This window comes from Haloactinomyces albus (assembly GCF_031458135.1).
Classification (GTDB): Bacteria; Actinomycetota; Actinomycetes; order Mycobacteriales; family Pseudonocardiaceae; genus Haloactinomyces; species Haloactinomyces albus.
In genome coordinates this window covers 3,314,747-3,339,493 of the sequence record NZ_JAVDXW010000001.1, presented here as the reverse complement: position 1 = coordinate 3,339,493, position 24,747 = coordinate 3,314,747, and the positions used below count along the sequence as shown (strand labels likewise).

At 68.2% G+C, this 24,747-nt stretch carries 29 protein-coding genes; 11 read left to right on the top strand and 18 right to left on the bottom strand.

Annotated features, from left to right (window positions below; all coding sequences use genetic code 11):
- Positions 1 to 96 precede the first annotated feature (96 nt).
- Positions 97 to 612 carry a PH domain-containing protein gene (locus tag JOF55_RS15850; protein WP_374727522.1) on the top strand — a complete coding sequence of 172 codons (516 nt, stop codon included), beginning with the start codon at positions 97 to 99 and terminating at the stop codon, positions 610 to 612.
- The gene (locus JOF55_RS15845; RefSeq protein WP_310275013.1) at positions 609 to 2,174 is read left to right on the top strand and encodes a PH domain-containing protein; all 1,566 of its coding nucleotides are present in this window, start codon (positions 609 to 611) and stop codon (positions 2,172 to 2,174) included. Before JOF55_RS15850 ends, JOF55_RS15845 begins: the two co-directional genes overlap by 4 nt.
- Here the strand turns inward: JOF55_RS15845 and JOF55_RS15840 are convergent.
- The 3 genes from JOF55_RS15840 to JOF55_RS15830 all read right to left on the bottom strand — a co-directional run bounded on the left by JOF55_RS15840 (position 2,150) and on the right by JOF55_RS15830 (position 4,191).
- Positions 2,150 to 2,995 (bottom strand): class I SAM-dependent methyltransferase, encoded by an 846-nt coding sequence (locus tag JOF55_RS15840; RefSeq protein ID WP_310275011.1) that lies wholly within the window; start codon positions 2,993 to 2,995, stop codon positions 2,150 to 2,152. The genes JOF55_RS15845 and JOF55_RS15840 overlap by 25 nt on opposite strands.
- A 155-nt stretch (positions 2,996 to 3,150) precedes the next feature.
- The gene (locus tag JOF55_RS15835) at positions 3,151 to 3,342 is read right to left on the bottom strand and encodes a DUF397 domain-containing protein (protein WP_310275009.1); all 192 of its coding nucleotides are present in this window, start codon (positions 3,340 to 3,342) and stop codon (positions 3,151 to 3,153) included.
- Positions 3,343 to 4,191: a helix-turn-helix domain-containing protein gene (locus JOF55_RS15830; RefSeq protein ID WP_374727521.1), complete on the bottom strand. Its 849-nt coding sequence runs from the start codon at positions 4,189 to 4,191 to the stop codon at positions 3,343 to 3,345.
- 155 nt (positions 4,192 to 4,346) lie between these two features.
- Between JOF55_RS15830 and bcp the strand changes: the two genes are divergently transcribed.
- Entirely contained in the window at positions 4,347 to 4,814 is a 468-nt protein-coding gene (gene bcp, locus JOF55_RS15825; RefSeq protein WP_310275006.1) for a thioredoxin-dependent thiol peroxidase, read from the top strand.
- A gap of 163 nt (positions 4,815 to 4,977) precedes the next feature.
- Here bcp and JOF55_RS15820 read toward each other — a convergent pair whose 3' ends face one another.
- From JOF55_RS15820 to clpS, 13 genes are all read right to left on the bottom strand, one after another.
- Entirely contained in the window at positions 4,978 to 5,736 is a 759-nt protein-coding gene (locus JOF55_RS15820) for a sulfite exporter TauE/SafE family protein (protein ID WP_310275004.1), read from the bottom strand.
- A gap of 87 nt (positions 5,737 to 5,823) precedes the next feature.
- Positions 5,824 to 6,429, bottom strand: a complete 606-nt coding sequence (gene rdgB / locus JOF55_RS15815) for an RdgB/HAM1 family non-canonical purine NTP pyrophosphatase (RefSeq protein ID WP_310275003.1) — start codon at positions 6,427 to 6,429, stop codon at positions 5,824 to 5,826.
- The gene (rph, locus tag JOF55_RS15810) at positions 6,426 to 7,181 is read right to left on the bottom strand and encodes a ribonuclease PH (RefSeq protein WP_310275001.1); all 756 of its coding nucleotides are present in this window, start codon (positions 7,179 to 7,181) and stop codon (positions 6,426 to 6,428) included. The genes rdgB and rph overlap by 4 nt, the downstream gene beginning before the upstream one ends.
- A gap of 72 nt (positions 7,182 to 7,253) precedes the next feature.
- Positions 7,254 to 7,673, bottom strand: coding sequence for an Imm1 family immunity protein (locus JOF55_RS15805; protein ID WP_310274998.1), 420 nt, complete (start codon positions 7,671 to 7,673; stop codon positions 7,254 to 7,256).
- 10 nt (positions 7,674 to 7,683) lie between these two features.
- Complete coding sequence (locus JOF55_RS15800) at positions 7,684 to 8,451, bottom strand: MBL fold metallo-hydrolase (RefSeq protein WP_310274996.1); 768 nt, start codon at positions 8,449 to 8,451, stop codon at positions 7,684 to 7,686.
- The gene (murI, locus tag JOF55_RS15795) at positions 8,448 to 9,269 is read right to left on the bottom strand and encodes a glutamate racemase (RefSeq protein ID WP_310274994.1); all 822 of its coding nucleotides are present in this window, start codon (positions 9,267 to 9,269) and stop codon (positions 8,448 to 8,450) included. Before murI ends, JOF55_RS15800 begins: the two co-directional genes overlap by 4 nt.
- The gene (locus JOF55_RS15790) at positions 9,266 to 9,871 is read right to left on the bottom strand and encodes a rhomboid family intramembrane serine protease (RefSeq protein ID WP_310274992.1); all 606 of its coding nucleotides are present in this window, start codon (positions 9,869 to 9,871) and stop codon (positions 9,266 to 9,268) included. Before JOF55_RS15790 ends, murI begins: the two co-directional genes overlap by 4 nt.
- A gap of 113 nt (positions 9,872 to 9,984) precedes the next feature.
- Positions 9,985 to 10,935 (bottom strand): PLP-dependent cysteine synthase family protein, encoded by a 951-nt coding sequence (locus JOF55_RS15785; RefSeq protein WP_310274990.1) that lies wholly within the window; start codon positions 10,933 to 10,935, stop codon positions 9,985 to 9,987.
- Between the two features lie 28 nt (positions 10,936 to 10,963).
- Positions 10,964 to 11,242, bottom strand: coding sequence for a MoaD/ThiS family protein (locus JOF55_RS15780; protein ID WP_310274988.1), 279 nt, complete (start codon positions 11,240 to 11,242; stop codon positions 10,964 to 10,966).
- Between the two features lie 95 nt (positions 11,243 to 11,337).
- Entirely contained in the window at positions 11,338 to 11,793 is a 456-nt protein-coding gene (locus tag JOF55_RS15775) for a M67 family metallopeptidase (protein ID WP_374727288.1), read from the bottom strand.
- Positions 11,794 to 11,885: 92 nt separating this feature from the next.
- The gene (locus JOF55_RS15770) at positions 11,886 to 12,956 is read right to left on the bottom strand and encodes a P1 family peptidase (RefSeq protein WP_310274984.1); all 1,071 of its coding nucleotides are present in this window, start codon (positions 12,954 to 12,956) and stop codon (positions 11,886 to 11,888) included.
- A gap of 141 nt (positions 12,957 to 13,097) precedes the next feature.
- Positions 13,098 to 13,661: a DUF2017 domain-containing protein gene (locus JOF55_RS15765; protein ID WP_310274982.1), complete on the bottom strand. Its 564-nt coding sequence runs from the start codon at positions 13,659 to 13,661 to the stop codon at positions 13,098 to 13,100.
- Positions 13,662 to 13,677: 16 nt separating this feature from the next.
- Positions 13,678 to 13,971, bottom strand: a complete 294-nt coding sequence (clpS, locus tag JOF55_RS15760) for an ATP-dependent Clp protease adapter ClpS (RefSeq protein WP_310274980.1) — start codon at positions 13,969 to 13,971, stop codon at positions 13,678 to 13,680.
- Between the two features lie 74 nt (positions 13,972 to 14,045).
- Here clpS and JOF55_RS15755 point away from each other — a divergent pair, with 74 nt between their 5' ends.
- From JOF55_RS15755 to JOF55_RS15720, 8 genes are all read left to right on the top strand, one after another.
- Positions 14,046 to 15,353 carry a nicotinate phosphoribosyltransferase gene (locus JOF55_RS15755; RefSeq protein ID WP_310274977.1) on the top strand — a complete coding sequence of 436 codons (1,308 nt, stop codon included), beginning with the start codon at positions 14,046 to 14,048 and terminating at the stop codon, positions 15,351 to 15,353.
- Between the two features lie 39 nt (positions 15,354 to 15,392).
- On the top strand, positions 15,393 to 15,947 hold the full coding sequence (locus JOF55_RS15750; RefSeq protein ID WP_310274975.1) for a nicotinamidase: 555 nt from the start codon (positions 15,393 to 15,395) through the stop codon (positions 15,945 to 15,947).
- 277 nt (positions 15,948 to 16,224) lie between these two features.
- Positions 16,225 to 18,225, top strand: coding sequence for an ATP-dependent DNA helicase (locus JOF55_RS15745; RefSeq protein ID WP_510184018.1), 2,001 nt, complete (start codon positions 16,225 to 16,227; stop codon positions 18,223 to 18,225).
- A gap of 320 nt (positions 18,226 to 18,545) precedes the next feature.
- Positions 18,546 to 19,106 (top strand): biotin transporter BioY, encoded by a 561-nt coding sequence (locus JOF55_RS15740; RefSeq protein ID WP_510184017.1) that lies wholly within the window; start codon positions 18,546 to 18,548, stop codon positions 19,104 to 19,106.
- Between the two features lie 5 nt (positions 19,107 to 19,111).
- Complete coding sequence (locus JOF55_RS15735; RefSeq protein WP_310274970.1) at positions 19,112 to 20,497, top strand: AMP-binding protein; 1,386 nt, start codon at positions 19,112 to 19,114, stop codon at positions 20,495 to 20,497.
- Positions 20,494 to 21,624 carry a thiolase family protein gene (locus JOF55_RS15730; protein ID WP_310274968.1) on the top strand — a complete coding sequence of 377 codons (1,131 nt, stop codon included), beginning with the start codon at positions 20,494 to 20,496 and terminating at the stop codon, positions 21,622 to 21,624. Before JOF55_RS15735 ends, JOF55_RS15730 begins: the two co-directional genes overlap by 4 nt.
- Entirely contained in the window at positions 21,621 to 22,295 is a 675-nt protein-coding gene (locus JOF55_RS15725) for an energy-coupling factor ABC transporter ATP-binding protein (protein WP_310274966.1), read from the top strand. The genes JOF55_RS15730 and JOF55_RS15725 overlap by 4 nt, the downstream gene beginning before the upstream one ends.
- A complete protein-coding gene (locus JOF55_RS15720; RefSeq protein WP_310274964.1) occupies positions 22,292 to 22,897 on the top strand; it encodes an energy-coupling factor transporter transmembrane component T family protein in 606 nt (201 codons plus the stop codon). Before JOF55_RS15725 ends, JOF55_RS15720 begins: the two co-directional genes overlap by 4 nt.
- 244 nt (positions 22,898 to 23,141) lie before the next feature.
- On the opposite strand, the gene JOF55_RS15715 is transcribed toward JOF55_RS15720, so the two are convergent.
- Complete coding sequence (locus tag JOF55_RS15715; protein ID WP_310274962.1) at positions 23,142 to 23,807, bottom strand: VC0807 family protein; 666 nt, start codon at positions 23,805 to 23,807, stop codon at positions 23,142 to 23,144.
- A complete protein-coding gene (locus tag JOF55_RS15710) occupies positions 23,804 to 24,430 on the bottom strand; it encodes a TetR/AcrR family transcriptional regulator (protein ID WP_310274961.1) in 627 nt (208 codons plus the stop codon). The genes JOF55_RS15715 and JOF55_RS15710 overlap by 4 nt, the downstream gene beginning before the upstream one ends.
- Between the last annotated feature and the right edge of the window lie 317 nt (positions 24,431 to 24,747).

Sequence of the window (24,747 nt, the reverse complement as noted above, 5' to 3'; positions counted from 1 at the left end):
CACATGCTGCGGACACTCGGAGGCTTCGTTCGTTGCCCTACCCTGAAGGGGTAACCCGTGAGCACCTCATCACGAGTCCGGCAGAAAGAGGCGACCGTGTCCGACCCGCAGACAGTGCCACCGGGCTACCTGAGTCTGCGTCCGCCGCGCCACCGCGTCGAGCGGCGCGCCATTCTGTGGTGGACGGTTCAGGCGGCCTCGTCCGTGGCATCGCTGCTCATCGCGCTGGCACTGGCGGCACTGTGGATCACTCCGGCCACCTACTGGCTCGTGCTCGCGTTGATCGTCGTCGCCGTCCTCGGGCTTTGCTACGTCGTCATCATGCCGCAGTGGCGCTACCGCGTACATCGGTACGAGACCACGGACAGTGCCGTCTACACCGCTGCCGGATGGATCAACCAGGAATGGCGAGTGGCTCCCCTCTCGCGGATCCAGACCGTGGACACCCAACGGGGCCCACTGCAACAACTGTTCCGACTGTCCAGCGTCACCGTCACCACGGCTTCCGCCGCCGGGCCACTGACCATCGACGGTCTCGACCGGCACGTGGCCACGGAGCTCGTCGAACACCTCACCGCTGTTACCCAGGCCACGCCGGGTGATGCCACATGACCACCCCGCCGGACGAGCCCCACGGACAGTGGCACCGGCTCGACCCGAGAAGCATCCTGGCGGTCGGGGCATTGGCACTCGCGCCGATGCTGCCCGCCGCGGTCTTCATCGGCTTCGGCGACACCAGCACCTCCACCTTGCTGACCACCCTGGGAATCTGGCTGGCGATCGCCGCCGTGGTCTGCGGGGGTGCCGCGGTGCGCTGGTACTTCACGCACTACCGCGTGACCGGGCAACGGTTCGAGTTACGCAGGGGCAATCTTTCCCGCAGCCACCGCTCCATCCCCCGCGACCGGATCCGCAGTGTCGATCTCACGGCGCAACCGGCCCACCGGCTTTTCGGCCTTTCGGTGGTGAAGGTCGGCACCGGTCAGCATTCCGGCGAGGACGGCGAACTCAAATTGGACGCGATCGCCACGCCCCGCGCCGAGGCACTTCGTCGCGAACTGCTCCATACCGTCGGCACGGACAGTGCCACCACGGCCGCCTCCACGGTGGGTTCCGAGCCCTCGCACACCGAGTTGGCTCGGCTGCGCCCGGTGTGGCTGGGCTACTCCGTGACGACCGTGTCACTCGTGCTGATCGTGTGGGGTGCCCTCGCCTCCGGGCTCGGCTCGCTGTACGACCTGCTGACCTCGCTGGGCGTCTTCGGAGGAGCAGTCGATCGGTTCGGGTCGGTGCCGCTGTGGGCCGGTATCACCGTTGGCGCCCTCGTACTACTGCTGCTCGGACTGCTCGGATCACTCCTGTTGTCGCTCGAGATGTGGTGGGCTTTTCGCCTGGTGCGGGAGCGCGATGCGACCCTGCGGGTGCGCCGGGGCCTGCTCACCACCCGGTCCCTGTCGCTGGAGGAGCGCAGACTCCGAGGTATCGAGATCCTCGAACCACTGGTCCTGCGCTGGGTGGGCGGAGCCCGCACCAATGCCGTGGCCACGGGGCTGAGCGCACAGCAGGAGAGCAAACAGCCGGATCGCAAGGCATTGCTACCGCCTGCTCCTCGTGCCGAAGCGGAGCGAGTAGCCGCCGCTGTCCTCCGGGAAGACCAACCGGTCACGGGCGGTTGCCCGGCCGCGGCACATCCGCGCGCCGCACTGCGCCGACGCCTGACGTGGTCCCTGGCAGGCCCTGCCGTACTGGTGATCACCTCGGCCGTGTGCGGGGCGCTGATCGGTCGGGTGCCCTCGTGGATGTGGATCCCCGCGCTGGGGACCGTTCCGTTCGCGGTCGGCTTCGCCGTCGATGCCTACCGCAACCTCGGCCATGCGCTCGACGAGAAATACCTGATCACCCGATCCGGTACCGGCATCCGGCGCACGGTCGCACTCCGCCGCGACGGAGTGATCGGGTGGCGTATGCAGCAGTCCCCGCTTCAGCGGCGCTCCGGACTGATCACCATCGCGGCCACGACCTCCGCGGGTTCAGGGGCTTACGCGGTCCGCGATATCGCCACCCATGACGGGCTGGCCTTCGCGGGGGAAGCCGTTCCCGACCTCCTGACTCCGTTCCTCGAAACTCGCCACTGCGGGCAGCAGTCGTCTCACGGGGTCGCTCGGAGGGCGTAGAGCAGGGGAATGCGGGGAGCACCGTCCGGCAGACGCCACCACCCGTTGTCGGCATGCACCATCTGCTTCCAGCGCCGCCACGGCAGCATGTCGCTCTCGCGCAGTCCGGACACGGTCATACCCGCCCCGACAACCGCGTTGACGACATCACCCAGACCGTGCATCCACTCGTAACTGACCCTCGTGCCCTGGAGCGCGGGACCGTCCGTGTAGGTGTAGGTCGCCTCGCGTTCCACCGCTCCACGGCTCGGTAAGTAATCGTTGCGGAGCAGCAGCTCCTCCCCCTCCCCCGGCTTGGACACAGGACCGAGGGAGTTGAGCAGCGGATGGAATTCCGTCACGTACAGGATGCCGCCCGGCCGGAGCAACTCGGTGATGATCCGCGCCCATCGGGCAAGGTCGGGCAGGTAGCACAGGGACCCCTTACCCGTGTAGATCACGTCGAAGCGGTGCCCGTCCAATGCCTCCGTTGCGTCATACACATCGGCGTACACGTACTCGACGTCCACCCCGGCCTCCGATGCCATGCGCCGCGCATGCTCGAGCGACTCGCTCGAGAAGTCCAGCCCGACCGTGCGCTTCGCATCCTTGTACGCGAAGGCCAGGGTTTCGGTGCCGAGATGGCACTGCAGGTGCAGCACCTCCCGCCCGGCGAGGTCACCGAGGTCTTCCCACTCGAAGGGGGCGAACCAGTCGAAGGGCGTTCGGGTCCCGTCCAGACCATAGAAGGCGCTGGTGAGATGCACCGGTGTCCGGGCATCCCAGTTGGCTTCGTTGGACCGCAGCATCGACCGGGTCGTGACATCGAATCCGTCCGCCATGCACCGTTTGTACCGCTTGCGTTCCATGGTCGGAAGTGCGCGCGGACAGCGTCCATCGACGGTGACCGACGACCCCGTACCGCCCCCGTCGAACCACCGGCCACGGAAGCGGCCGCAGCCGTGGCCGCCAGCCGTGGCCGTGGCCGAAACGCGGATCAGGACTCGAACACGCCGCGCTTGAGGTCACGCACGAACGCGTGCCACTGCCGCGGCGGCACGATGAGGTGTCCGGCGGCGCGGTTCTTGGTGTCCCGCACACCGATGCCTGCACCACCGAAACCGACCTCGACGCACTGCCCCTGCCCCTGGGTGCGGGTGCTGGTACGCCAATTGCCGATGTGGGACATCTACAGTTCTCCTATTCGCTCATCGATGACCTGCAGCGAGGTTTCCGGGTCTATCGCGTGCGCCCGTAAATGATCCATCATCGTGACATAGTTGGACAGTTCGATCTCCCTTTCGAGATACAGGCCACCGACGTGCGTTTCCAAGTAGACGACGTCCGGATCGGCGTGATCGGAGTAACGCAGAATGACAAATGGCCCAACCTGGGCCGGATGCGCGCCCGCATCCAACGGCATCACCTGAACCGTCACATTGGCCATCGCGACGAGCTTGAGCACGTGCTCGAGCTGTCTGCGCAATACTCCCGGTCCGCCGACACGCCTGCGCAGCGCGGCCTCACCAAGCACAGCCCACAATTCGAGAGGCTTTTCACCTATCACTCGCTGCTGCCGCTGAATGCGCAATTCCACTCTTCGGGCTATTTCGGCTTCATCCGCTCGAATGAGCGTCGCCTTGGTGATTGCGTAGGCGTACTCGTGCGTCTGGAGCAAACCGGGAATAGCCTCCGACTCGTACGTGTGAATCGACGATGCTTCGGCTTCCAAACCGACGTAGGTCTCGTACCACTCCGGAAGAACATCGCTGTACGAGTGCCACCAGCCGCGCTTGCGCGCATCACGCGTAAGATTGAGCAACTGTTCGCGCTCGGCGTCCCCGACGCCGTAGAAGTCCAGCAATGCCGAGACATCGCCGACGGAAGGCGTACGCTTGGCGGTCTCGAAGCGCCCGATCTTCGCCTGCGTACACCCCAGATGCGCGGCAGCCTGCTGCTGAGTGAGATCGAGTGCCGCACGAAGACGGCGTAATTCCGCGGCGAGCCTGCGACGGCGGACGGTGGGGCTGACTGTCATGCCGCCCAGTGTCCCCTTGCGGCCACCGTGCGTCATCAACATCTCGCCGTCGGGCGGGCAGCACCCGGTGACCACCACCACAGAGGACATCGGCCGACCCGAACCGCCACCCCACCGCGCAACCGGCATCAGGCGGCATCGGCTAACGTCGAGACATGACCGAACAACTAGCACCGGGCGACGCCGCCCCCGACTTCTCCCTGACCGATGCCGACGGCAACACCGTGGCGCTGTCGGACTACCGGGGCCGGTCGGTCGTCGTCTACTTCTACCCCGCTGCCAGCACTCCCGGCTGCACCAAGGAAGCCTGCGACTTCCGGGACAGCCTCGCCCCGCTCAACGATGCCGGGTTCGCGGTACTCGGGATCTCCCCGGACCTGCCCGAGAAGCTGGCGGCTTTCCGGGACGCCGAGTCCCTGACGTTCCCGCTGCTCTCCGATCCGGACCGCTCGGTCATGACGGCCTGGGGTGCGTTCGGTGAGAAGCAGAACTACGGCAAGACCGTGCAGGGTGTGATTCGCTCGACATTCGTCGTCAACGCCGACGGAAAGATCGACAAAGCGATGTACAACGTCCAGGCCACCGGCCATGTCGATCGCTTGCGTCGCGAGATCGGCGTCTGAGCCGAACACCGTTTCCGTCGGTCGGGGCACATCGCCCCGCCATGAAACATCCCGAAGGCGCCCTTCCCGGCGGGGCGCCCCTTCCCGGCGAAAGCCATGGAGCCAACGGACTCCCCGGGCAGGCCGCCCAAGAGCCCGGCACGGCGTCAGACGCGGTGTCCGATCAGTCGAAAGCCATGTATATCGCCACGGCCGCCGCGATCAGCACGACGAGGTAGCGCAGTGCCGTGGCGGGCAACCGCTGCGCGAGCTTGCTGCCGATGTAACCACCGAGCAACGTCGTGGGAACGAGCAGCAGCACGGCCGACCAGGCGACCGGCGCCAACAGTGCGTACACGGCGAGGGTCACCGCACTGCCCACGAGGCTGAGCCAGCTTTTGACGGCGTTGAGCTTGCGCAGCGGAGCATGCGCCGTGAGCGCCAGGATCACGATCAGGATGACGCTGCGTGCGCCGCCGAAATAGCCACCGTAGATCGAGGCGAGGAAGATCCCCACGGTCAGCAGGGTGGTGTGGTCCGGAGCATCCTGATCGGGGTTGCCCAACCACTTCTTGAGCGCGCCCTGGAACGCCATCAGCACCGCCGACAATCCCACGAGTCCGGGCACGACCATGTCGAACACCGAACCGGGCAACGTCAGCAGCAGGAGGCAACCGATCGCCGAGCCCACCGCCGCAGCGATCGAGGTCCACACCAGCCGTTGCCGCTGCTCGACCAGGTCGTTGCGCTGACCGACAGCCGCCCCGACGAAGCCGGGGCCCTGGGCCACCGAGTTCGTCACGTTGGCCACCAGCGGCGTCATCCCCGTGGCCAGCAGTGCGGGAAAGACCAGCAGTGAGCCTCCCCCGGCGACCGCGTTGATCGCTCCGGAGAAGAGGCCGATCACGGCGAACAGGGCCAGTTCGAGCCATCCGGTGAACACGAGCCAGGAAATTAGCTGCCCGGATTCACCCTGCCCACACCGGGGCGGCGGGGATCACAGTGGACCACTGGCGATTCCTTTCGTGATCTACTCCGCCTGCTCCCGCAGGTGCGGCAGCAACAATCGCAGGGCACGACCGCGATGGGAGTCGGCGTCCTTCTCCGCCGAGGTCAGCTCGGCCGAGGTGCGGGTCTCCCCCTCCGGGACGAAGATCGGATCGTAGCCGAAGCCGTTGGTCCCGCGCGGCTCGCGCGTCAGGCTGCCGGGCCACTCACCGCGCACGACGACCTCGCCACCGCCCGGCGTCACCAACGCGGCAGCCGCCACGAAGGCCGCTGCCCGGCGCTCGTCGGGCACATCGGCGAGCTGGCCGAGCAGCAACTCCAGATTGGCGGCATCGTCACCGTGGCGACCGGCCCAGCGCGCCGAGAGCACGCCGGGCATGCCGTTGAGGGCTGCCACGGTCAGCCCCGAGTCGTCGGCCACGGCGGGCAGACCCGTTGCGGCAGCGGCATCGGTCGCCTTGGCCACGGCGTTGTCCTCGAACGTCGCGCCGGTCTCTGGGGCCTCCGGGAACTCGGGAACCGAATCCAGTCCGACGACCTCCACACCGGTCACGCCCTCGGCTTCGAGAACCCGGCGAAGCTCGGTCAGCTTCTTGGCGTTGCGGGTGGCCAGCAGCAGCCTGCTCACGCCTTGCCTCCGGGCAGCTTCCCCGGATACGGCTCGGCCAATGCGGCCGCCTGCATCTGCGACAACCGGTCGGAGCCCGCCAGCGCGAAGTCGAGCATCTTGTCCATCGTGGATCGGGGGAAGGTGGCTCCCTCGCCGGTTCCCTGCACCTCGACCAGCGTGCCGTGGTCGGTGGCCACCACGTTCATGTCCACCTCGGCACGCGAATCCTCCTCGTAGGGCAGGTCCAACCGTACCCGGCCGTCGACGACACCGACACTCACGGCGGCGATCGAACAGGACAGCGGCTTCGGGTCCGACAGCCGACGCGAGGCCCGCAACCATGTCACGGCATCGGCGAGCGCCACGTAGGCGCCGGTGATCGCAGCCGTGCGGGTGCCACCGTCGGCCTGAATCACGTCGCAGTCCAGCGTGATCGTGTTCTCGCCCAGGGCACCCATGTCGATGCAGGCACGTAGCGAGCGCCCGACCAGCCGACTGATCTCGTGGGTGCGGCCGCCGATCTTGCCCTTCACCGACTCCCGAGCGCCGCGAGTGCCGGTCGCCGAGGGCAGCATCGCGTACTCGGCGGTGACCCAGCCCAGGCCGGAACCGGCGCGCCAGCGCGGGACACCATCCTGGACACTGGCCGCGCACAACACGCGGGTGCGTCCGAACTCCACCAGGACCGAGCCGGCAGGCCAGTCCTGGTATCCGCGGGTGATCCGTACATCCCGGAGCGCATCGTCGCTCCTACCGTCAGCTCGTGCCACGCGCCCACCCTAAGGCCTGTCCCGATGAGCCGTGCACACCGCTCGATGATCCGCCACGGCGTGCGCGGCAGCTCAGATCTCCATCGGCTGCCAGTGCACCGATGTCGGGCGTTGCCCGGTCCGAAGGAACTCGCGCAGCGCCTCGGCGAGCACTCCCGTGGAGACACCGCTGCCTTCCGGAAAATCGATGTCCTCGCCCTCGCATCCGGGCGAGTCCGCGTCACCGTCGAGCACCGCGAAGTCGTTGCCCGCATCGATGTAGGCGAGGTAGCCATAGCCGTTGTGCACCACCGCGAGCACGTCGTGGTCGAGCATTTCGGTGTCCGCCTCGGCCGGTTCACGGCCCTCGTGCCAGATGGTGGCCGGCCCCGCGTTCGGCTCCGACAAACGCCTGATCAGGTCATCGATCTCCTCCGGTTCGGTGACTGTCCGGCCGTCTCCCGCGTTCGGGTCCTCGGACGAACTGATCGGCCATACGGCGGTGATGGTCATAATCCCTCCTTTAAACGGTATAGGTGTGGCCTGCTTGAACCAGCTCGGCGGGCTCGAAACACGCACGTGCCTCGTCGAGAACGGCACGGCCCTCGGTCCACGGCTGTAGATGAGTGAGCAGTAGTCGCCGCGCACCGGCCTCGCGCGCGGTCTCGGCGGCCTGGCGTCCGGACAGGTGCAGCCCGGCGGGCGCTTCGGGGAAGTCCGCCCACGATGCCTCGGACAGCAGCACATCGGCGTCCCTGGCGAGCTCGGCGACCTCCGCGCACGGACCGGTATCGCCGGTGTAGGCGAGCACTTTGTCGCCCGCTGTCACCCGGAAGCCCCATGTCGGGCACACATGTGTCATCGGAATCGCACGCACCTCGAACGAGCCGATACGCACCGGAGCCACCGGCAGCTCCCGGAATTCGTACACGTCCGACAGGTCGGTTTCGGCGCGCTCGGCAGCCGACGGCGCATACAGCGCGGCCAGCCGGTCGGGAGCTTCCGGTGGTGCCAGCACCGGCAGGCGCCGCTGTGTCGGCTCGTAGGGCGGCGCCGGATGGTAGCGCCGCATGACCGTGAGCGCGCCGACGTCGGCGCAGTGGTCCGGGTGCAGGTGCGACAGCAGCAGGGCATCGAGCAGGAAGGGATCGGCGAACCGCTGCAACATCCCGAGCGTGCCGTTGCCCAGATCCAGCACGATGCGGGTGTCCCCGGCCTCGACGAGGTAGCCGGAGGCGGGCGAGTCGGGGCCGGGAATGCTGCCGGAACAACCGAGAACCGTGAGTTTCACGCCGACGAGCGTGACACGTCGAGCAGTTGTCCGGCATCGGCCGGCATCGCCGGGCCGAGGAACCTGCGGGCCAGTTTCGCGAACGACTCCGGCGAACCGGTGGACCGGAACTCGTGTGCGGGCACGGGCTCGGCAGCGGGTTCGGCGAACAGGTCGTGCTCGGTGAGCACCCGCACCACGTCCTTGGCGGTTTCCTCCGCACTGGAAACCAGAGCGACCTGTTCCCCCATCGCGATCTGCAGAACCCCGGTCAGCAACGGATAGTGCGTGCAGCCGAGCACGAGCGTGTCGACATCGGCCTGCTGCAGTGGATCCAGGTAGCTCTGGGACAGCCCCAGCACCTGGCGTCCCGTGGTCGTGCCGCGCTCCACGAAGTCCACGAAGCGCGGGCAGGCGACCGTGCTCAGCGCCACATCCGGGGCGGCGGCGAAGGCATCGTCGTAGGCGCGGGACTGGATGGTGGCGGTGGTACCGATCACGCCGATGCGTCCGTTGCGGGTGGTCGCCACAGCCCGGCGTACAGCGGGCAGCACCACCTCCACCACGGGGACGTCGTAACGCTCCCTGGCATCGCGCAGGCATGCCGCGGAGGCGGTGTTGCAGGCGATCACCAGCATTTTCACCCCGCTGTCGACCAGCGCGTCGGCAACCGCGAGCGCGTTCCTGCGCACCTCGGCGAGCGGCAGCGGGCCGTAGGGAGCGTGGGCGGTGTCGCCGACGTAGCGCAGCCGCTCACCGGGTAGCTGGTCCATGACCGCGCGGGCGACCGTCAGCCCGCCGACACCGGAGTCGAAAATCCCGATCGGCGCATCCGTCACGCGCTCATTGTCCCAGGAGGACGAGTCCGGTGTGTGCGGGTGCGCCTGCTGCGGTCACTTCCGGCGACCAACCAGGCAGCCAGCAACCCGCCGAACGCACCGAACAGGTGCGCCTCCCAGGAGACACCGGGCGGGCCCGGCAGCACTCCCCAGAGCATGCCGCCCCAGTAGAAGAACAGCACCAGGGCAACCACGACCTGCGCGAAGCTGCGGGCGAAAAAGCCGCGCACCAGCAGGAAAACCAGCCAACCGAAGGCGAGCCCGGACGCTCCGATGTGGTTGCCCTCCGCACCGACCAACCACGTGCCCACGCCGCTGAAGAGCCACACGACGGCGGTCACGGCGATGAACTGCCGCACTCCTCCGGCCATCGTCAGCCAGCCGAGCACGAGGATCGGCACGGTGTTGGCGAGCAGGTGACCCCAGTCGTCGTGCAGCAGCGGGGCCCACAGCACCCCGTCCAGGCCGGTCACGGAACGAGGGTCGATACCGTTGCTTTCCAGGCTGACCGCCGTGACGAGGACGTCGAGAAGCTCGAGCGTGTAGAGAACGGCGACGAACACGGCCACCACGAGAGCCGCGCGCGCCGGTTTCGCGGGCACGACGCGGGCTCGTCGACGACCGTTCGAGGGTTCCGGCACTGTTTCCACACCACGACATTACGCTGCCGAGCCCCCGCGCAACTCGGGGACGAACCCCGAGTTTTCGCCTCACGTCAGGCCCAGAGCTGGCCGTCCAGACCCTGTGCGGCCTCGTCGAGGGTGCCGGTGTAGGCGCCGGTGGACAGGTATTTCCATCCCGCGTCGGCGACGATGAACACGATGTCGGCGGACTCGCCCGCCCTGGCCGACTTCTCCGCGATGGTCAGCGCCGCGTGCAGCACACCACCGGTGGAAATCCCCGCGAAGATGCCCTCGCTGTCCAGCAGCTGCCGCGTGCGGCGCAGCGCGTCGTAGGAGCCGACCGAGAACCGCCGGGTCAGTACGTCCTCATCGTAGAGCTCGGGAACGAACCCCTCGTCGAGATTGCGCAATCCGTAGACGAGTTCCCCGTATCGGGGTTCGGCGGCCACGATCTGCATGTCCGGCTTCTGGTCGTGCAGGTAGCGCCCCACGCCGACCAGAGTGCCGGTGGTGCCCAGCCCACCGACGAAATGCGTGATGCTGGGCAGGTCACGCAGGATTTCCGGGCCCGTGCCGTGGTAGTGCGCTTCGGCGTTGGCGGAGTTGCCGTACTGGTAGAGCATCACCCAGTCCGGGTTCTGCTCGGCCAGTTCCTTGGCGACCACCACCGCCTGGTTGGAGCCGCCCGCAGCCGGAGAGGAAATGATCCGCGCACCGAACGCCTGCAGGATCTGCCTGCGCTCCTCCGAGGTGTTCTCCGGCATCACACACACCAGGCCGTAGCCCTTGAGTCTGGCTGCCATGGCCAGCGAGATCCCGGTGTTTCCGGAAGTGGGTTCCAGAATCGTACAACCGTGCGTGAGACGGCCCTCCTTCTCGGCCGCCTCGATCATCGCCAACGCCGGCCGGTCCTTGATGGAACCGGTCGGGTTACGGTCCTCCAGCTTCGCCCAGAGCCGCACGTCCTCGGACGGCGACAACGACGGCAGCCCCACCAGCGGGGTGTCGCCGAGAGCATCCAGCAACGAGTCGTAACGGGCCATGGTCAGCCTCCTCCCTGCGCAGCAGAGCTCAGCGCATGCCGCCGGCAACGGCGGGCAGGATCGTCACACTGTCACCGTCGCTGACACTGGCGTCCAGGCCACCGGCGAACCGCACGTCCTCGTCGTTGACGTACACGTTGACGAAGCGGTGCAGGTTGCCCTCCTTGACGAGCCGGTCCTTGAGACCGTCGTGCCTGCTGTCGAGGTCGTTGATGACCTCGGCCACCGTACTGCCGTTGGCCTCGACGGACTTCTGACCACCGGTGTGGGTACGCAGAATCGTCGGGATCGAAACGTTGATTGCCATGACGGAACCTCCTGTGCACTACAAGGATTGACAATGACGAACTTGCTCGCGTCGACCGCACCGAGCCGACCCGATCGGCCGACGCGGGGAATGCATCACCGACAGTCGGGGACTTCGTCGGCACCGGTGTGGGCGAACATGTACGACTCGACGACCTCCACCGGCTCCTCGGTCACAACGCCATCGACGATGCGATAGGAGCGCAGTTCGTGGTCCTCGGGGTCTCTGGTGGACACGAGTACGTAATGCGCATTGGGTTCCGAGGCATAGGAGACATCCGTGCGAGACGGATACGCCTCGGTCGCGGTGTGCGAGTGGTAGATCACCACTGGTTCCTCGTCGGAAGCGTCCATCTCGCGCCACACTCGCAACTGCTCGCCCGAGTCGAAACGATAGAAGGTCGGCGAACGTTCGGCGTTGGCCATCTCGATCAGCCGTTCCGGCCGTTCCGACCCTTCCGGGCCTGCTATGACACCGCACGCCTCGTCCGGGTGGTCCCGTCGAGCATGCGCGACCATCGCGTCCACGAGGTCGCGTCGGATCACCAGCACAGACACCATCCTACGGGGTGAGTCACCGGGGTCTCACGATGTGAACTCCTCCGGCGGGGGCTTTTCCACGTGCAACGTTCTCAGACGGTGCTTCATTCCCGGACCGAACGGTAGAGGCCCGTGTAGGGGATCACGTCGCCGAGGGGGTCGGCCGCCAGCACCGCGTGCACGATCGCGCGCGCCAGGACATCGGCGGCAGCGGCACAGAGTCCGTCGAGCGCGCTCGCCCACCGTGCCCGGTCGTCCGTCTCCGGCGCGCTACGACCGGTGGACAGCGCGAAGACCGTGTCGCCGTCGGACATTGCGTGCGCGGGCCTGATCGCCCGCGCCAATCCGTCCTGGGCGGCCACGGCCACGCGGTGGCACTCGGCCTTGCTCAGCGGGGCATCGACGGCCACGACACCGATCGTGGTGTTCAGCGGTCGCGCCGACGTCCCCCGGCGGGCGGGGCGGCTGCCCGCCCGCTCGCGCGCCGCTTCGACCTCGGCGGCATCGGGCGGGCGCAGACCGAACTCCCCTGCCAACTCCAGTCCCACCGCCCACGGCAGTCCCGTGGCCGGGTCGATCACCGCCCCCGAGGAGTTGACCGCCACCAGCGCACCGACGGTGGCCCCGCCGGGCAGGGCCGCATCACCCAGCACGGCGCTGGCCGTGCCGGTACCGCCCTTCACGCTCCCGGCGACCGCGCCGGTTCCCGCCCCGACATTGCCCTGCCGAGTCTCACTGGTGGTGGCCGCGTCGCAGGCCGTGTACCCGAATGTCGCGTCGGGCCGGTTACCCCACTCCCCCATCGGCAGGTCGAACAGCACGGCGGCGGGAACGATCGGAACCACCTCGTGCGGCGTCTCACCCACGGGAAAGCCGTGCCCGCGCTCGGCGAGCCAGCGCATGGCGCCGTCGGCGGCGGACAGGCCGTAGGCACTCCCGCCTGCGAGCACGATGGCGTGCGCCTGCTGCACGAGATGGGTGGGATGCAGCACATCGGTCTCTCGGGTGCCGGGTCCGCCGCCGCGGACGTCGACCGCCGCGGTCGCTCCCTCCGGAACCACCACGGCACTGACCCCGGTCGCCCACCGTTCGTCCAGGCGTTGGTGATGCCCCACTCGCACGCCGTCGACATCGGTGATCGCATTCGCCCGGCCGGGCCGCGGCTCCTCCGTCATCGGGTCTCCTCCACACCTGAGCGTTCGCGCCATGTCGGTCGCCACCCGAGCGGACGGCAACGCCGCTGCGTCCCGAGTGCAGGGGCGGGGCCGCAACGACGCCGAGCGAAACCACCGAAGCGAGCTGCCCCGACCCTGCACCTACGAGGTCATGGCCTCCACCAGGCTGTCCTGCACCCAGGTCAACCACTGGTACACGTTGAGGTGCTCTCGGCGCAGGTCGTCCTCGGGCAGCTCCTCGGGCATGTCCTCGTCGATGTCCAAGGCGGTGCCCAGAGCCAGCCGGACATCGTTGATCGCCGACATCCAACTGTCCGCCTGCTCCTCGGTCAGCTTCACCGTGCCGCCGTCCCGAGGACAGGTGTCCAGCACCGTGGCCGCCACACCGGTTTTGAGCTCCAGCAGTTCCGGCTCGTGCAGCGAGCGCATCGCCCCCGCGGCATCGGCTTCTTCCGCATCGGATTCCCCGGTCTCCGGGTCGCGCCGATAGAAATCGGGCAGCAATCGACCCATCACCCGGTCCTCCGGGGGCGTCGTCGGCCCGGTGCGGATACCGGTGAGCTCGCTCAGCTCGTCCGCAGGCGCCTCATCCGCACGCGCGGTGAGCATGTCCTTGATCTGGCCGACCAGACCACGGACCACCGCAGCTTCCTGCGGGGCGAGGCGAGTTACCAGGTGACCGTTCTTGCGCGTCCAGCCGTTCACAGGATCCGCTGCCCGTTCATGAGTCCTTCTGCATCGTTGCCCAGAGACCCGCGGCGTGCAGTTTCGCCACGTCGGCCTCCACCTTCTCCTTCGAACCCGAGGACACCGCCGCCCTGCCGTGGTTGTGCACGTCCAGCATGAGCTTGGTGGCGTGGTCCTTGCTGTAGCCGAAGATCTTCTGCAGCACGTAGGTCACATAGGACATCAGGTTGACCGGATCATTCCAGACCACGGTCACCCACGGCTTGTCCTCGGAGGCGAATTCCTCCTGCTCGGGCTGTGCGTGCTCCACTTCGGCGGGCGAGGTCATGCTCCCATTTTCGCACGGGATATCGGCATGGATAGCGGCCACAGGGCCATCCGGCTACCCGTAACCTTGCGTGCATGACCGATCCAGCCAGTACGGCGCTGCTGACCGACCACTACGAGCTGACCATGCTCGCAGGCGCGCTGCGCGACGGGACCGCCGACCGCGAATGCACGTTCGAGGTGTTCACCCGACGCCTTCCCGACGGGCGCCGGTACGGCGTCGCCTGCGGGATCGAGCGAGTACTCGAGGCGGTCGAGGCATTCCGCTTCGGCGACGCCGAACTGCAGGCGCTGGCCCGGGACGGTGTCTGCGACGAGGACACTCTCTCCTGGCTGCGGGAGTACCGCTTCCGCGGTCGGATCGACGGCTACCCCGAAGGAGAGCTGTACTTTCCCGGCTCCCCCCTGCTGACGGTGCAGGCCACGTTCGCCGAGGCCGTGCTGCTGGAGACGGTGATCCTGTCCATCCTCAACCACGACAGTGCGATCGCGGCGGCAGCGGCGCGGATGGTCTCGGCTGCCAACGGTCGCCGCATCATCGAAATGGGCTCCCGACGGGCCCACGAGGCAGCCGCGGTCACCGCCGCGCGCGCCGCCTACCTCGCCGGGTTCACGGCCACTTCGAACCTGCAGGCAGGAAGCCGCTACGGGATTCCCACGTCCGGCACCTCGGCGCACTCGTTCACGCTGCTGCACGATTCGGAACGCTCCGCCTTCGAAGCCCAGGTCGCGGCTCTGGGCACCGGCACGGCCCTGCTGGTGGACACCTACGACATCTCCCGGGGGATCGAGACGGCCGTCGAGGTCGCCGGAACGGAACTGGGCGCGATCCGGATCGACTCCGGTGATGTGGGCGCCCTGGCCAGGCAGGCACGTGAGCAACTCGACTCGCTCGGGGCCACGGGCACCCGCATCGTGGTCTCGGGTGATCTCGACGAGTACTCCATCGCCGCGCTGCGCGCCGAACCCGTGGACGGCTACGGGGTGGGAACCTCGCTGGTGACCGGTTCGGGGGCTCCCACGGCGGGTCTGGTCTACAAACTCGTCGAGGTCGAGGGAAAGCCGGTCGCCAAGCGCAGCTCGCACAAGGAGTCCCGCGGTGGTCGCAAGGGCGCTTTGCGCACGCACAAGGGCACCGGTACCGCACTCGAAGAGATCGTCTACTCGGCTACCCCCGGTGCCACTCCCCCGGAGGCAGGGCCGCACGACCGGTTCGTTCCGATTCCGCTGATGCGCAACGGCGAACGGGTCGATGATCTGCCCACGCTGGAGGACAATCGGCAGCGGCTGCGGCATGCGCTGGTGAGCGTGCCGTGGGAAGGCCTGAAGCTCTCGGCGGGCGAACCGGCGATTCCGACGGTGTTCCCCGACCGGGGCGCCTGAAGTGCCATCCGAGGACCCGCAACGGGAGGAGCCGACGAGATGAGCGAGGCACTGATCGTCGTCGATGTGCAGAACGACTTCTGCGAGGGCGGTGCCCTGGCCGTTCCCGGTGGCGCGGGCGTGGCCGGGGCCATCTCGGCCCACATGGCCACCGTGCACCACGGTCATATCGTGGCCACCCGGGATTACCACATCGACCCGGGCGAGCACTTCAGCGACGAACCGGACTTCGTGCGCTCCTGGCCGGTGCACTGCGTCGCGGCAACGGCGGGTGCCGCCTTCCACCCGGAGCTCGATATCGCCCCGGTGCAGGCGGTGTTCTCCAAGGGGCAGTACAGCGACGGCTACTCCGGCTTCGAGGGCAACGGACTCGCCCGGTGGTTGACCGAGCACGGTGTGGACCGGGTGACCATCACGGGCCTCGCCACCGACCACTGTGTACGCGCCACCGCGCTGGACTCCGTCCGCGAGGGGTTCACCACGAGCGTGCTGCTGGACCTCACCGCCGGTGTCTCCCGGACGACCGTCGACGCCGCGCTCGAAGAGCTGCGGGCGGCGGGCGTGACCCTCGTCGGAGAGCCCGTCGTCCGCTGACCCGTGCCGTGCCGTTCGGCCTCGGCGCCGGGCGGTAGCGTCTGCGAACGTGCCCGCTTCCGTGCCGCGATGGTCCAACCCCGATGTCTTCGAGCTCGACGACCACGACGAGCTCCCCCCGGAACTTGCTCACGAGCGACCCCCCGACAGTGGCACCGGTCGGCCCCACGGCGGTCCACGCGGTGGGGACCACGGCGAGGCCCACGGTGGGGGCAACACGGGCAGTACGGAGAACGCGGAGGCGGCGGACACCGACCACGTCGCCGATCTCTCGACGCTGCTGACGATCGCGGTCGACGCCGTCGGCGGCACGCAGCGCAGCGGTCAGGCGGCGATGGCCGAAGCGGTCGAACAGGCGATCGGTTCCGGGGAACATCTCGCGGTGCAGGCGGGCACCGGAACGGGCAAGTCGCTGGCCTACCTGGTTCCGGCGATCCGCCATGCCGTGGTCGCCGGTGCCACGATCGTGATCTCGACATCGACGATCGCACTGCAGAGCCAACTCGTGGACCGCGATCTTCCCCGGCTGACCGCAGCCCTGGCCGGGGCCTTGGGACGCACGCCCACGTTCGCCATCCTCAAGGGGCGACGCAACTATCTGTGCCTGAATCGGCTGCACGGCAACGCTCCGGAGGAGCCCGACGAGTCAGCCCTGTTCGATCCCTTCGCGGCTTCGGCACTGGAACGTCAGATCAAGCGACTTCGGGAGTGGTCGTCGGAAACCGAGACGGGTGATCGGGACGATCTCGTGCCGGGTGTGTCCGACCAGGCGTGGCGGCAGGTATCGGTCACGGCGAAGGAATGCCTGGGAGCGCATCGCTGCCCGGTCGGCACCGACTGCTTCGCCGAGCACGCCAGGAACGAAGCAGGCCGTGCCGACATCGTCGTCACCAACCACGCGCTGCTGGCCATCGACGCTCTGGACGACCGGCCGGTGCTGCCCGAGCACGACGTGGTCATGGTCGACGAGGCACACGACCTCGTCGACCGCGTGACCTCGGCGGCGACCGGTGAACTGGCGGCGAACGCGGTCAAACTCGCCGCACGCCGCTGCGGACGGGCCATCGACCAGGAGATCGCCGATCGGCTGGACGAGGCCGGCGACGGCCTGGAGCTCGTGCTGTCCGAGGCGCACCCGCAGCGGCTCGACGAGATGCCACGAGACCTGGCCGGGACCCTGAGCTCGGTGCGGGACGCGGCCGCGGCCTGCGTCACCGCGCTCGGACCGGAGCGCAGGGAGGACCTCGAGGACAGCACCGCACGCAAACTCGCGTTGGCGCCGACCGAGGAGATCCACGACACCGCGGTGCGGTTGCTGGAGGCTTTCGACGAGGACGAGAGCAATCGGCGCGATGTCGTCTGGATCGCGGGCGAGACCAACCGTCCGGTCACCCTGAAGGTCGCGCCACTGGGCGTGGGCGGACTACTCCGGGAACGGTTGTTCGGGCAACGCACCACCGTGCTGACCTCGGCGACTCTCGCGCTCGGCGGCTCGTTCGACACCCTGGCACGGCAGTGGGGGCTCCCGCCGGAACAACGGGCACAGCCTGCTGCGGATATGGCCGTCGGCAAGGAACCGCCGTCGGACACCGGTGAGGTGAAATGGAGCGGCCTGGATGTGGGCTCGCCGTTCGAGTACCAGCGCAGCGGCATCCTCTACGTCGCCCGTCACTTGCCACCACGAGGTCCCGGCGAGCTGCCGCCCGAGTATCTGGACGAGTTGACCGAACTCGTGCAGGCTGCGGGCGGACGAACGCTGGGGTTGTTCTCGTCGATGCGGGCGGCCCGGCAAGCCGGTGAGGCGCTCCGCGAGCGGCTTGCGACGCCGGTGCTGTGCCAGGGCGAGGACACGACCTCGCTGCTGGTGAACCGGTTCGCCGAGGATCCGGGGACCTGCCTGTTCGGGACGTTGTCGCTGTGGCAGGGGGTGGACGTGCCCGGCGCGTCACTGCAGCTGGTGGTCATGGACCGGATTCCGTTTCCACGTCCGGACGACCCGTTGGCCTCCGCACGGCAGCGAGCGGTGTCGGCACACGGCGGGAACGGGTTCATCACCGTGGCCGGAACACATGCGGCACTGCTGCTCGCACAGGGAGCGGGTCGTTTGTTGCGTTCCACCAACGACCGCGGTGTCATCGCGGTGCTCGACCCGCGGCTGGCCACCGCTCGCTACAGCAGCTTCCTGCGGGCATCGCTGCCACCGTTCTGGACGACCCAGGATCCGGATGTCGTCCGGGGTGCCCTCCGTCGCCTGGACGCCGCAGCACAGTCGGACTGATCCCCCAGCAGCTCGGCCACACCCGGTTCGGTTGGCCACACCCAAAAATTGCAGTTTCGCGCGAAACTGCACAAATCCACGGGATTGTGGGGTCTCCACAACAGGAAGTGATCTTTTCTGTTTTATCGACGGCCCCGGGTAGGTTGGCGCCGCCGCACCGCCACGGCGTCCCTCGATGCCCCTGCGGGCAGCGGCGTTACCAGGCGAAACCGACGAGGAGAAACCCCGTGCCCGGATCACCGACCGCCCCCGATCAGCACAATCCCGACCAGCACGACCTCGGTAAGCGCGCGCCCGGCGATCGGGCTCCCCGCAAGGCTCTGCCCGCAGCGGAACTGGCCAGGACGGTGGTCTTCGCCGCATTCATCGCGGTACTGGGCATCTTTCCCGGCTTCTACCTCGGCGGCGCCGCCGTGCCGATCGTCCTGCAGAACATGGGGCCGCTGCTGGCGGGCAGCATGCTGGGAGCACGCCGAGGCGGTGCCGCGGTCCTGCTGTTTCTCGCCCTCGTCGCTCTCGGCCTGCCCCTGCTGTCCGGGGGACGCGGTGGGATCGCCGTCTTCGCCGGGCCGAGCGGTGGATTCCTGGTCGGCTACGTGCTCTCCGCGGTCGTGGTGGGGCTGATCGTGCAACGCGCCGCGCCCCGGCCCGGCCTGCCGATCCTGCTGCTCGCCAACATCGCCGGTGTGGCGGTGGACTACCTCGTCGGTATCCCGTACTGGGCCGCGTTCACCGGTGATCTGCGGGCCGCGGCGATCCAGTCACTCGTCTTCGTACCCGGGGATGCCGCGAAGCTCGTGCTCGTCTCCCTGGTCGCGGCCGCCGTGCACCGAGCGGTCCCCGCCGTGCTGACCGGCTCCCCGCGCAACGCCGAGGACTGACCACCATGCACGCACCTCCCCCCATCCTCGCCGGCTCCGCCGCCCGGATCTCCGGCGAGCACGAGACCCTGACCGGTGCACGATTCCTCGCGCGTGTGCACAGCGCGGCCCGGGACCTCCGAGCCGCGGGCGCAAGTGCGGGTGGGCGAGTGGCCGTCGAGGCACACGCCGACGCACCGACGCGCCTGTGCTGGTTCCTCGGCGCGGACCTCCTCGGGGCCGCGGCCCTGCTCACCGAACCGACGTGGACGGAACGGGAGCGTGCGGCGGTCCTCGGCGATGCCTGCCCGGAGGTGGTCGTGGACGGGACGCCACAGTCCGCTCCCCGGCCGGTGGCCCCACAGGGGACCGACGCCACGCCGTTCTACCTGGCCACGACCTCGGGCAGCAGCGGCAGACCACGGGTGCTGGTCCGTGATCGGCGCTCGTGGCTGGACAGTTTCCGCGCCTTCGACCTCGGACTCGCTCCGCACGGCGAGAGCGTGCTCGTGCCCGGACCCTTGAGTTCGTCACTGTTCCTGTTCGCCGCGCTGCACGCACTGCACGGCGGCCACGAGGTGCATCTGCTCGAACGCTGGTCGGTCACCGAGGCCGCCCGAGCCTGCCGCAGGCATACGGTGGTCCATCTCGTTCCGCCGATGCTGTCGGCATTGCTGGCGGTTTTCGAACGGCAGCCGTGGTTGCGCGAGGAATGCGCGGTGCGCACGGTCGTCTGCGGGGGCGCTCGGGTCGACGACGAACTGCGGGACCGGCTGGCGCGGAACCTGCCGGAATGCGCGCTGATCGAGTACTACGGTTCCGCCGAACATTCCCTGGTGGCACTGCGGCGAGACCGCACCCCGCTCCGCCCGGTCGAGGGCGTCGGCCTCGACATCCGCGATGGTGACCGCTCGTGCCCTGCGGGCACCCCCGGCACGCTGTGGGTCCGTTCCACGCTGGCCTTCAGCGGTCACCTCGAGGCAGGCACGGTCCGCCCCGTCGAGACCGGCTTTTCCAGTGTGGGTGATCGGGCCGTGCGGCACGAGGACGGCTCACTGACCGTGCTGGGGCGCGCAGGCGCCACGGTCACCAGTGGCGCCAAGGTCGTCGCCGCCGAAGAGGTCGAGTCGGTCCTGCGGGCCGTGGACGGTGTCCTCGATGTGGTGGTCTCCGCCACACCACATCCCCGGTTCGGCTCGATCGTGACCGCCGTCGTGGAGGTCCCCCCGGATACACACCCCTCGCTGCGCACGCTGCGCGCCCGTGCCCGCGAAGGACTGGAGTCGAGCAAGCGTCCCCGGCGCTGGCTGGCCACCACGGAGCTTCCGCGCACAGCATCCGGCAAGCCCGCACGGGCACAGGTGGTCGAGCACCTGCGCCGGGGGACGCTGGCCGGGGAGGTGCTCTCGTGACGGATCCACGCGCTCCCGTGGTGATAGCGGCCCGTCGCACTCCGATCGGGGAGGCTGGTGGGGTGCTGCGGCACCTCGGCCCCGACCGGCTTGCCGCCGCCGTGCTGAGCGCGGCACTGCGCGACTGTGGTCTCGACGAAGTCACCGATGTGGTGCTGGGCAACACGATGGGACCGGGCGGAAACCCGGCCCGGGTGGCGGCGCTGGATGCCGGTCTCGGGGCGGAGGTCCCGGGGATGACGGTCGATCGGCAGTGCGCGAGCGGGTTGAGCGCGATCACCACGGCCGCGGCCATGATTCGCGCCGGGATCGGGGACGCGTACCTGGCAGGCGGCGTCGAAAGTCCGTCCACGGCTCCGTGGCGGGCGTGGCGCCCTCGCTCGGCGGCAGAACCGCCCCGGTTCTACTCGCGTGCCCCGTTCGCCCCGGCACGGTTCGGTGATCCGGACATGGGTCCCGCAGCGGACCTGGTAGCGGCCGAGGCAGGTATCTCCCGCCAGCGCCAGGATGCTTTCGCCGCACGCAGTCACGCCCGTGCTGTCGAGGCACAGCGCCGTGGACGGTTCGATGCGGAACTCGTCGAGGTCGGTGGAGTCGGTACCGACGAGCGTCCCCGGCAGCGCTTCACCGCCGAGCGGCTCGCCCGGTTTCGTCCGGCCTTCACGCCCGAGGGAACCACGACGGCAGCGAACTCCTGCGGTATCAGCGACGGCGCGGCGGTGGTGCTGGTCACCAGCGAACACCACCGCAGGCGTCTCGGATTGCCCGGATTGAGACTGGTGGACCAGCAGGCTTCGGGCGTCGACCCGAACCGCCTCGGCCTCGGTGCCGCACCCGCGATGCGCGCGGTGCTCCGGCACCACGGGAGAGCACCGCAGGTCGTCGAGTTCAACGAGGCCTTTGCCGGGCAGACGTTGGCCTGCCTGGACGCGGCCGGAATCGACGAGTGCACGGCCGGGCCGGACGGCGGTGCGATCGCGCTCGGGCACCCGTGGGGTGCCTCCGGTGCCGTGCTGGTGGTGCGGCTGTTCCATCGGATGCTCGCGGACGGAGCCCGAACGGGCCTGGCCGCGATCTCCTCCGGCGGCGGACTGGGTGTGGCCACGATGTGGGAGCGAGCACAGTGATCGAGTTCGAAGGAGTCGGGCACCGCTACGGCGATCACGCCGTAGTCGACGACGTGACCCTGCGGTTGACCGAGCAGCGGATCGCCTTCGTCGGGGCGAACGGTTCGGGCAAGTCGACGCTGGCCCGGATGATCAACGGACTCGTGCATCCGACCAGCGGCAGGGTTCTCGTCGACGGCGTGGACCCGGCCCGGCAGGGCCGCACGATCCGCAAGCGGGTGGGATTCGTCTTCACCAACCCCGACAGTCAGATCGTCATGCCCACAGCCGGTGAGGATGTTGCCTTCTCGCTGCGCAGAAAGGGAATACCGGCAAAGGAGCGGGAACGTCGGGCAGCCGAGATGCTCGCCCGGTACGGCCTGGCCGGGTACGAGGAGCACCCGGCACACCAGCTCTCCGGCGGGCAGAAGCAGTTGCTGGCGCTGTGCTCGATGCTGGTACTGGACCCCGATGTGCTGGTCTGCGACGAACCGACCACGCTGCTCGACCTGCGCAACAAGCGGCGATTCGTCGATCGGCTCGAGCAGCTTCCGCAGCAGATCGTGCTGGCCACCCACGACCTCGATCTGCTCGACGATTTCGACCGCGTCGTGGTCCTGGACGAGGGCCGGGTCGCCGCCGACGATCTCCCCGAACCCGCACTCCAGTACTACCGGAAGCTGATCAGTTGACTCCTCTCGGCCTCTATCAACCCGGCACCAGTGTGCTGCACCGTGCGGCGGCGGGGTGGAAGTTCCTGGCCCTGCTGGCCTTCGCCGTCCTGATCTTCGTCGTGCACTCGCCGATGGGGCTCGGCGTGACCGTGCTGGCCGTGGCGTTGGCCTATCTTGTGGCTCGGTTGCCCCCACGGCGCTGTTGGCAGGTCGTGCGCCTGCTGGTTCCGGTGCTGGTGTTCGTGTTCGCCGCGCAGTGGTGGCTGCTCGGGTTCGACAGTGCCGCCGTGGTGTGCCTGCGCCTGCTCGCCGCCTTGGGCGCCGCGAACCTGTTCACCCTGACGACCAGGGTCGACGACCTGGTCGGTGCCGTGGAACGCGGTCTGCGGCCGATCCGGCGGTTCGGGCTCCGGCCGGAGCGGATCGGGCTGCTGGTGGGCCTGACGCTGCAGGCCGTCGCGGCATTGTCGATGATCGCGGGCGAGACGCGCGAAGCGCAGCGCGCACGCAGCGCCGAGCGCTCCCTGCCTGCGTTCGCGGTGCCGTTTCTCGTCCGGACCCTGCGCCATGCCGACGAGCTCGGTGAGGCACTGGCGGCACGCGGCGTCGAGGACGACTGAGCCACTCCCGTGGGCGTGGTCGACGGCACGAGCTCCTCTACGGGCTCTCTCTGCGTCTGTGGGGTCCCGGTCTCGGGACGGAGTCGGCCTACCCGTCCGGTCGCGTGGGACGCGCATGCCGGGGCTTCCGGGGTCTGGGCAAGAGCCGGTGAGAATTGAACATCACCGCTGGTCGGCAGGCTGATTCAGCCGGCGTCCGATGCTGACAAGTATTCGTCTCCGACGCTGTGGGCGGCTGCGATTCTCACCAGCGCTTCCTCTGTTGCGAATTTTCCTCGGACTCCTGCTTGGCCATGAGGCGTCGCCCATAGGCCTTACTGGCCTGCACGATGACGAGCAGCATCGCGACCAGCAACAAGACACTAAGCAGGGGAACGAGATCGATCGGCAGGGTATAGGCCATGACGATCCGAGCGGCCGCATCGAGGAGGAAAGCCGTGCCCCAGGCGATCGTCATGATCCGCATGACTCGCCGAAATGTGGGGTCGTGCTCCCAGTCGTGTTCCCAGGAGCGGGCGGTCTTCTCCGGCAGCAACGGCAGGGTCGCGGACAGAATGAAAGGGCGGGAGAACCACAGGGTGAGGATGATCCAGACACCGACCAGCCCGGTCAGGTAACTCTCACGAGCCAGCAGAAGACGCGGATCGCCGGTGACGAAGCCGATCGCCGTGCCGGCGGCGAGGATGGTAAGCGTGAAGACCGCGAGCAGACCGAGACGGCGCTCGGTGATGAGTCGATAGCTGATCGTAACGACGGGGAGCGCGCCACTGAGGATCAGAGCGAGCCACTGGTTCACACCGGCCCACCGCAATCCGTAGAACAGGGCCAACGGTGCCGCGGTGTCGAGCAGCATCATGACGAGCTGGGCACGTGGCCTGGTGCGGCTCGGCTGCGATGGAAGCGTTGTCATCGTGGGCCCTTCGCGGTGGCGAGGTCGAACATGGTGATCAGTTCGCTGGTGTAGGCGCCGATGTCGAAGTGTGGATCCATGCTGATCCTGCCGGACGCAGCATCGATGGCGGCTCGGATCACGATTGCCATGGGGCGAGTGGAAAAGTCGCGGAACTCCCCGGTTTCCTGGCCGCGGCGCAGGATGCCCTCCAAATGCTGAAGGAGACCGTCAGCGTCGTCAGGGCCGTAACGTAAGTGGCCGTTCTCATCACGGAAGTTCATGACGATGTCGGTCAACACCCGCACGAGGTCGGGATTCCCTTGGATGAACGCCAGGTTCACTTCGAGGTACCCCTGCAATGCCGAGGCCGCGGTCGGAGCCTTTTCGACCCGCGTGCCGATGAGTTGCCCTGCTCGACGGTAGAGCTCGAACACGACCTGCTCGGTGAGCTCGTCCTTGTTGGCGAAGTGGTACGCGATCACCCCTTTGCTGATCCCGGCACGTTTCGCGATCTCGGCCAACGATGACCGTACGTAGCCGAACTCGGTCATCGTGGCGATCGCGCATTCCACGATCTGAGACCGACGCGCCTGCTCAGTGAACGTCCTTCCCTGGCCATCCGTACTCTTATCTGACCGCATATTCAGATAGTAGTACGGCTGGTCAAATCAAGACAAGGTGAAAGGACTATGCGACGTCGATTTCAGTGCCCGTAACGGCCGGTGGACCAGCCCAGCCGGCGAGACCCCTCCACGACCCGCTCTCTTGCCGGCCAGAGCTGTACGGTGCTCGCTCAGCAACGTCCTGGTCGAGAAGACGTGGCAGGTTTCGGCCGCATCCCGGCCGATCCCGTTCACCATCGGCGCTTGCGCCCATCCCACAACGCGCCTCGCTCCACAGTGCACTCTTTCGGGTAACGCCGGATGCCTTGTGCGACCAAGAAACCATGGTTAGGCTT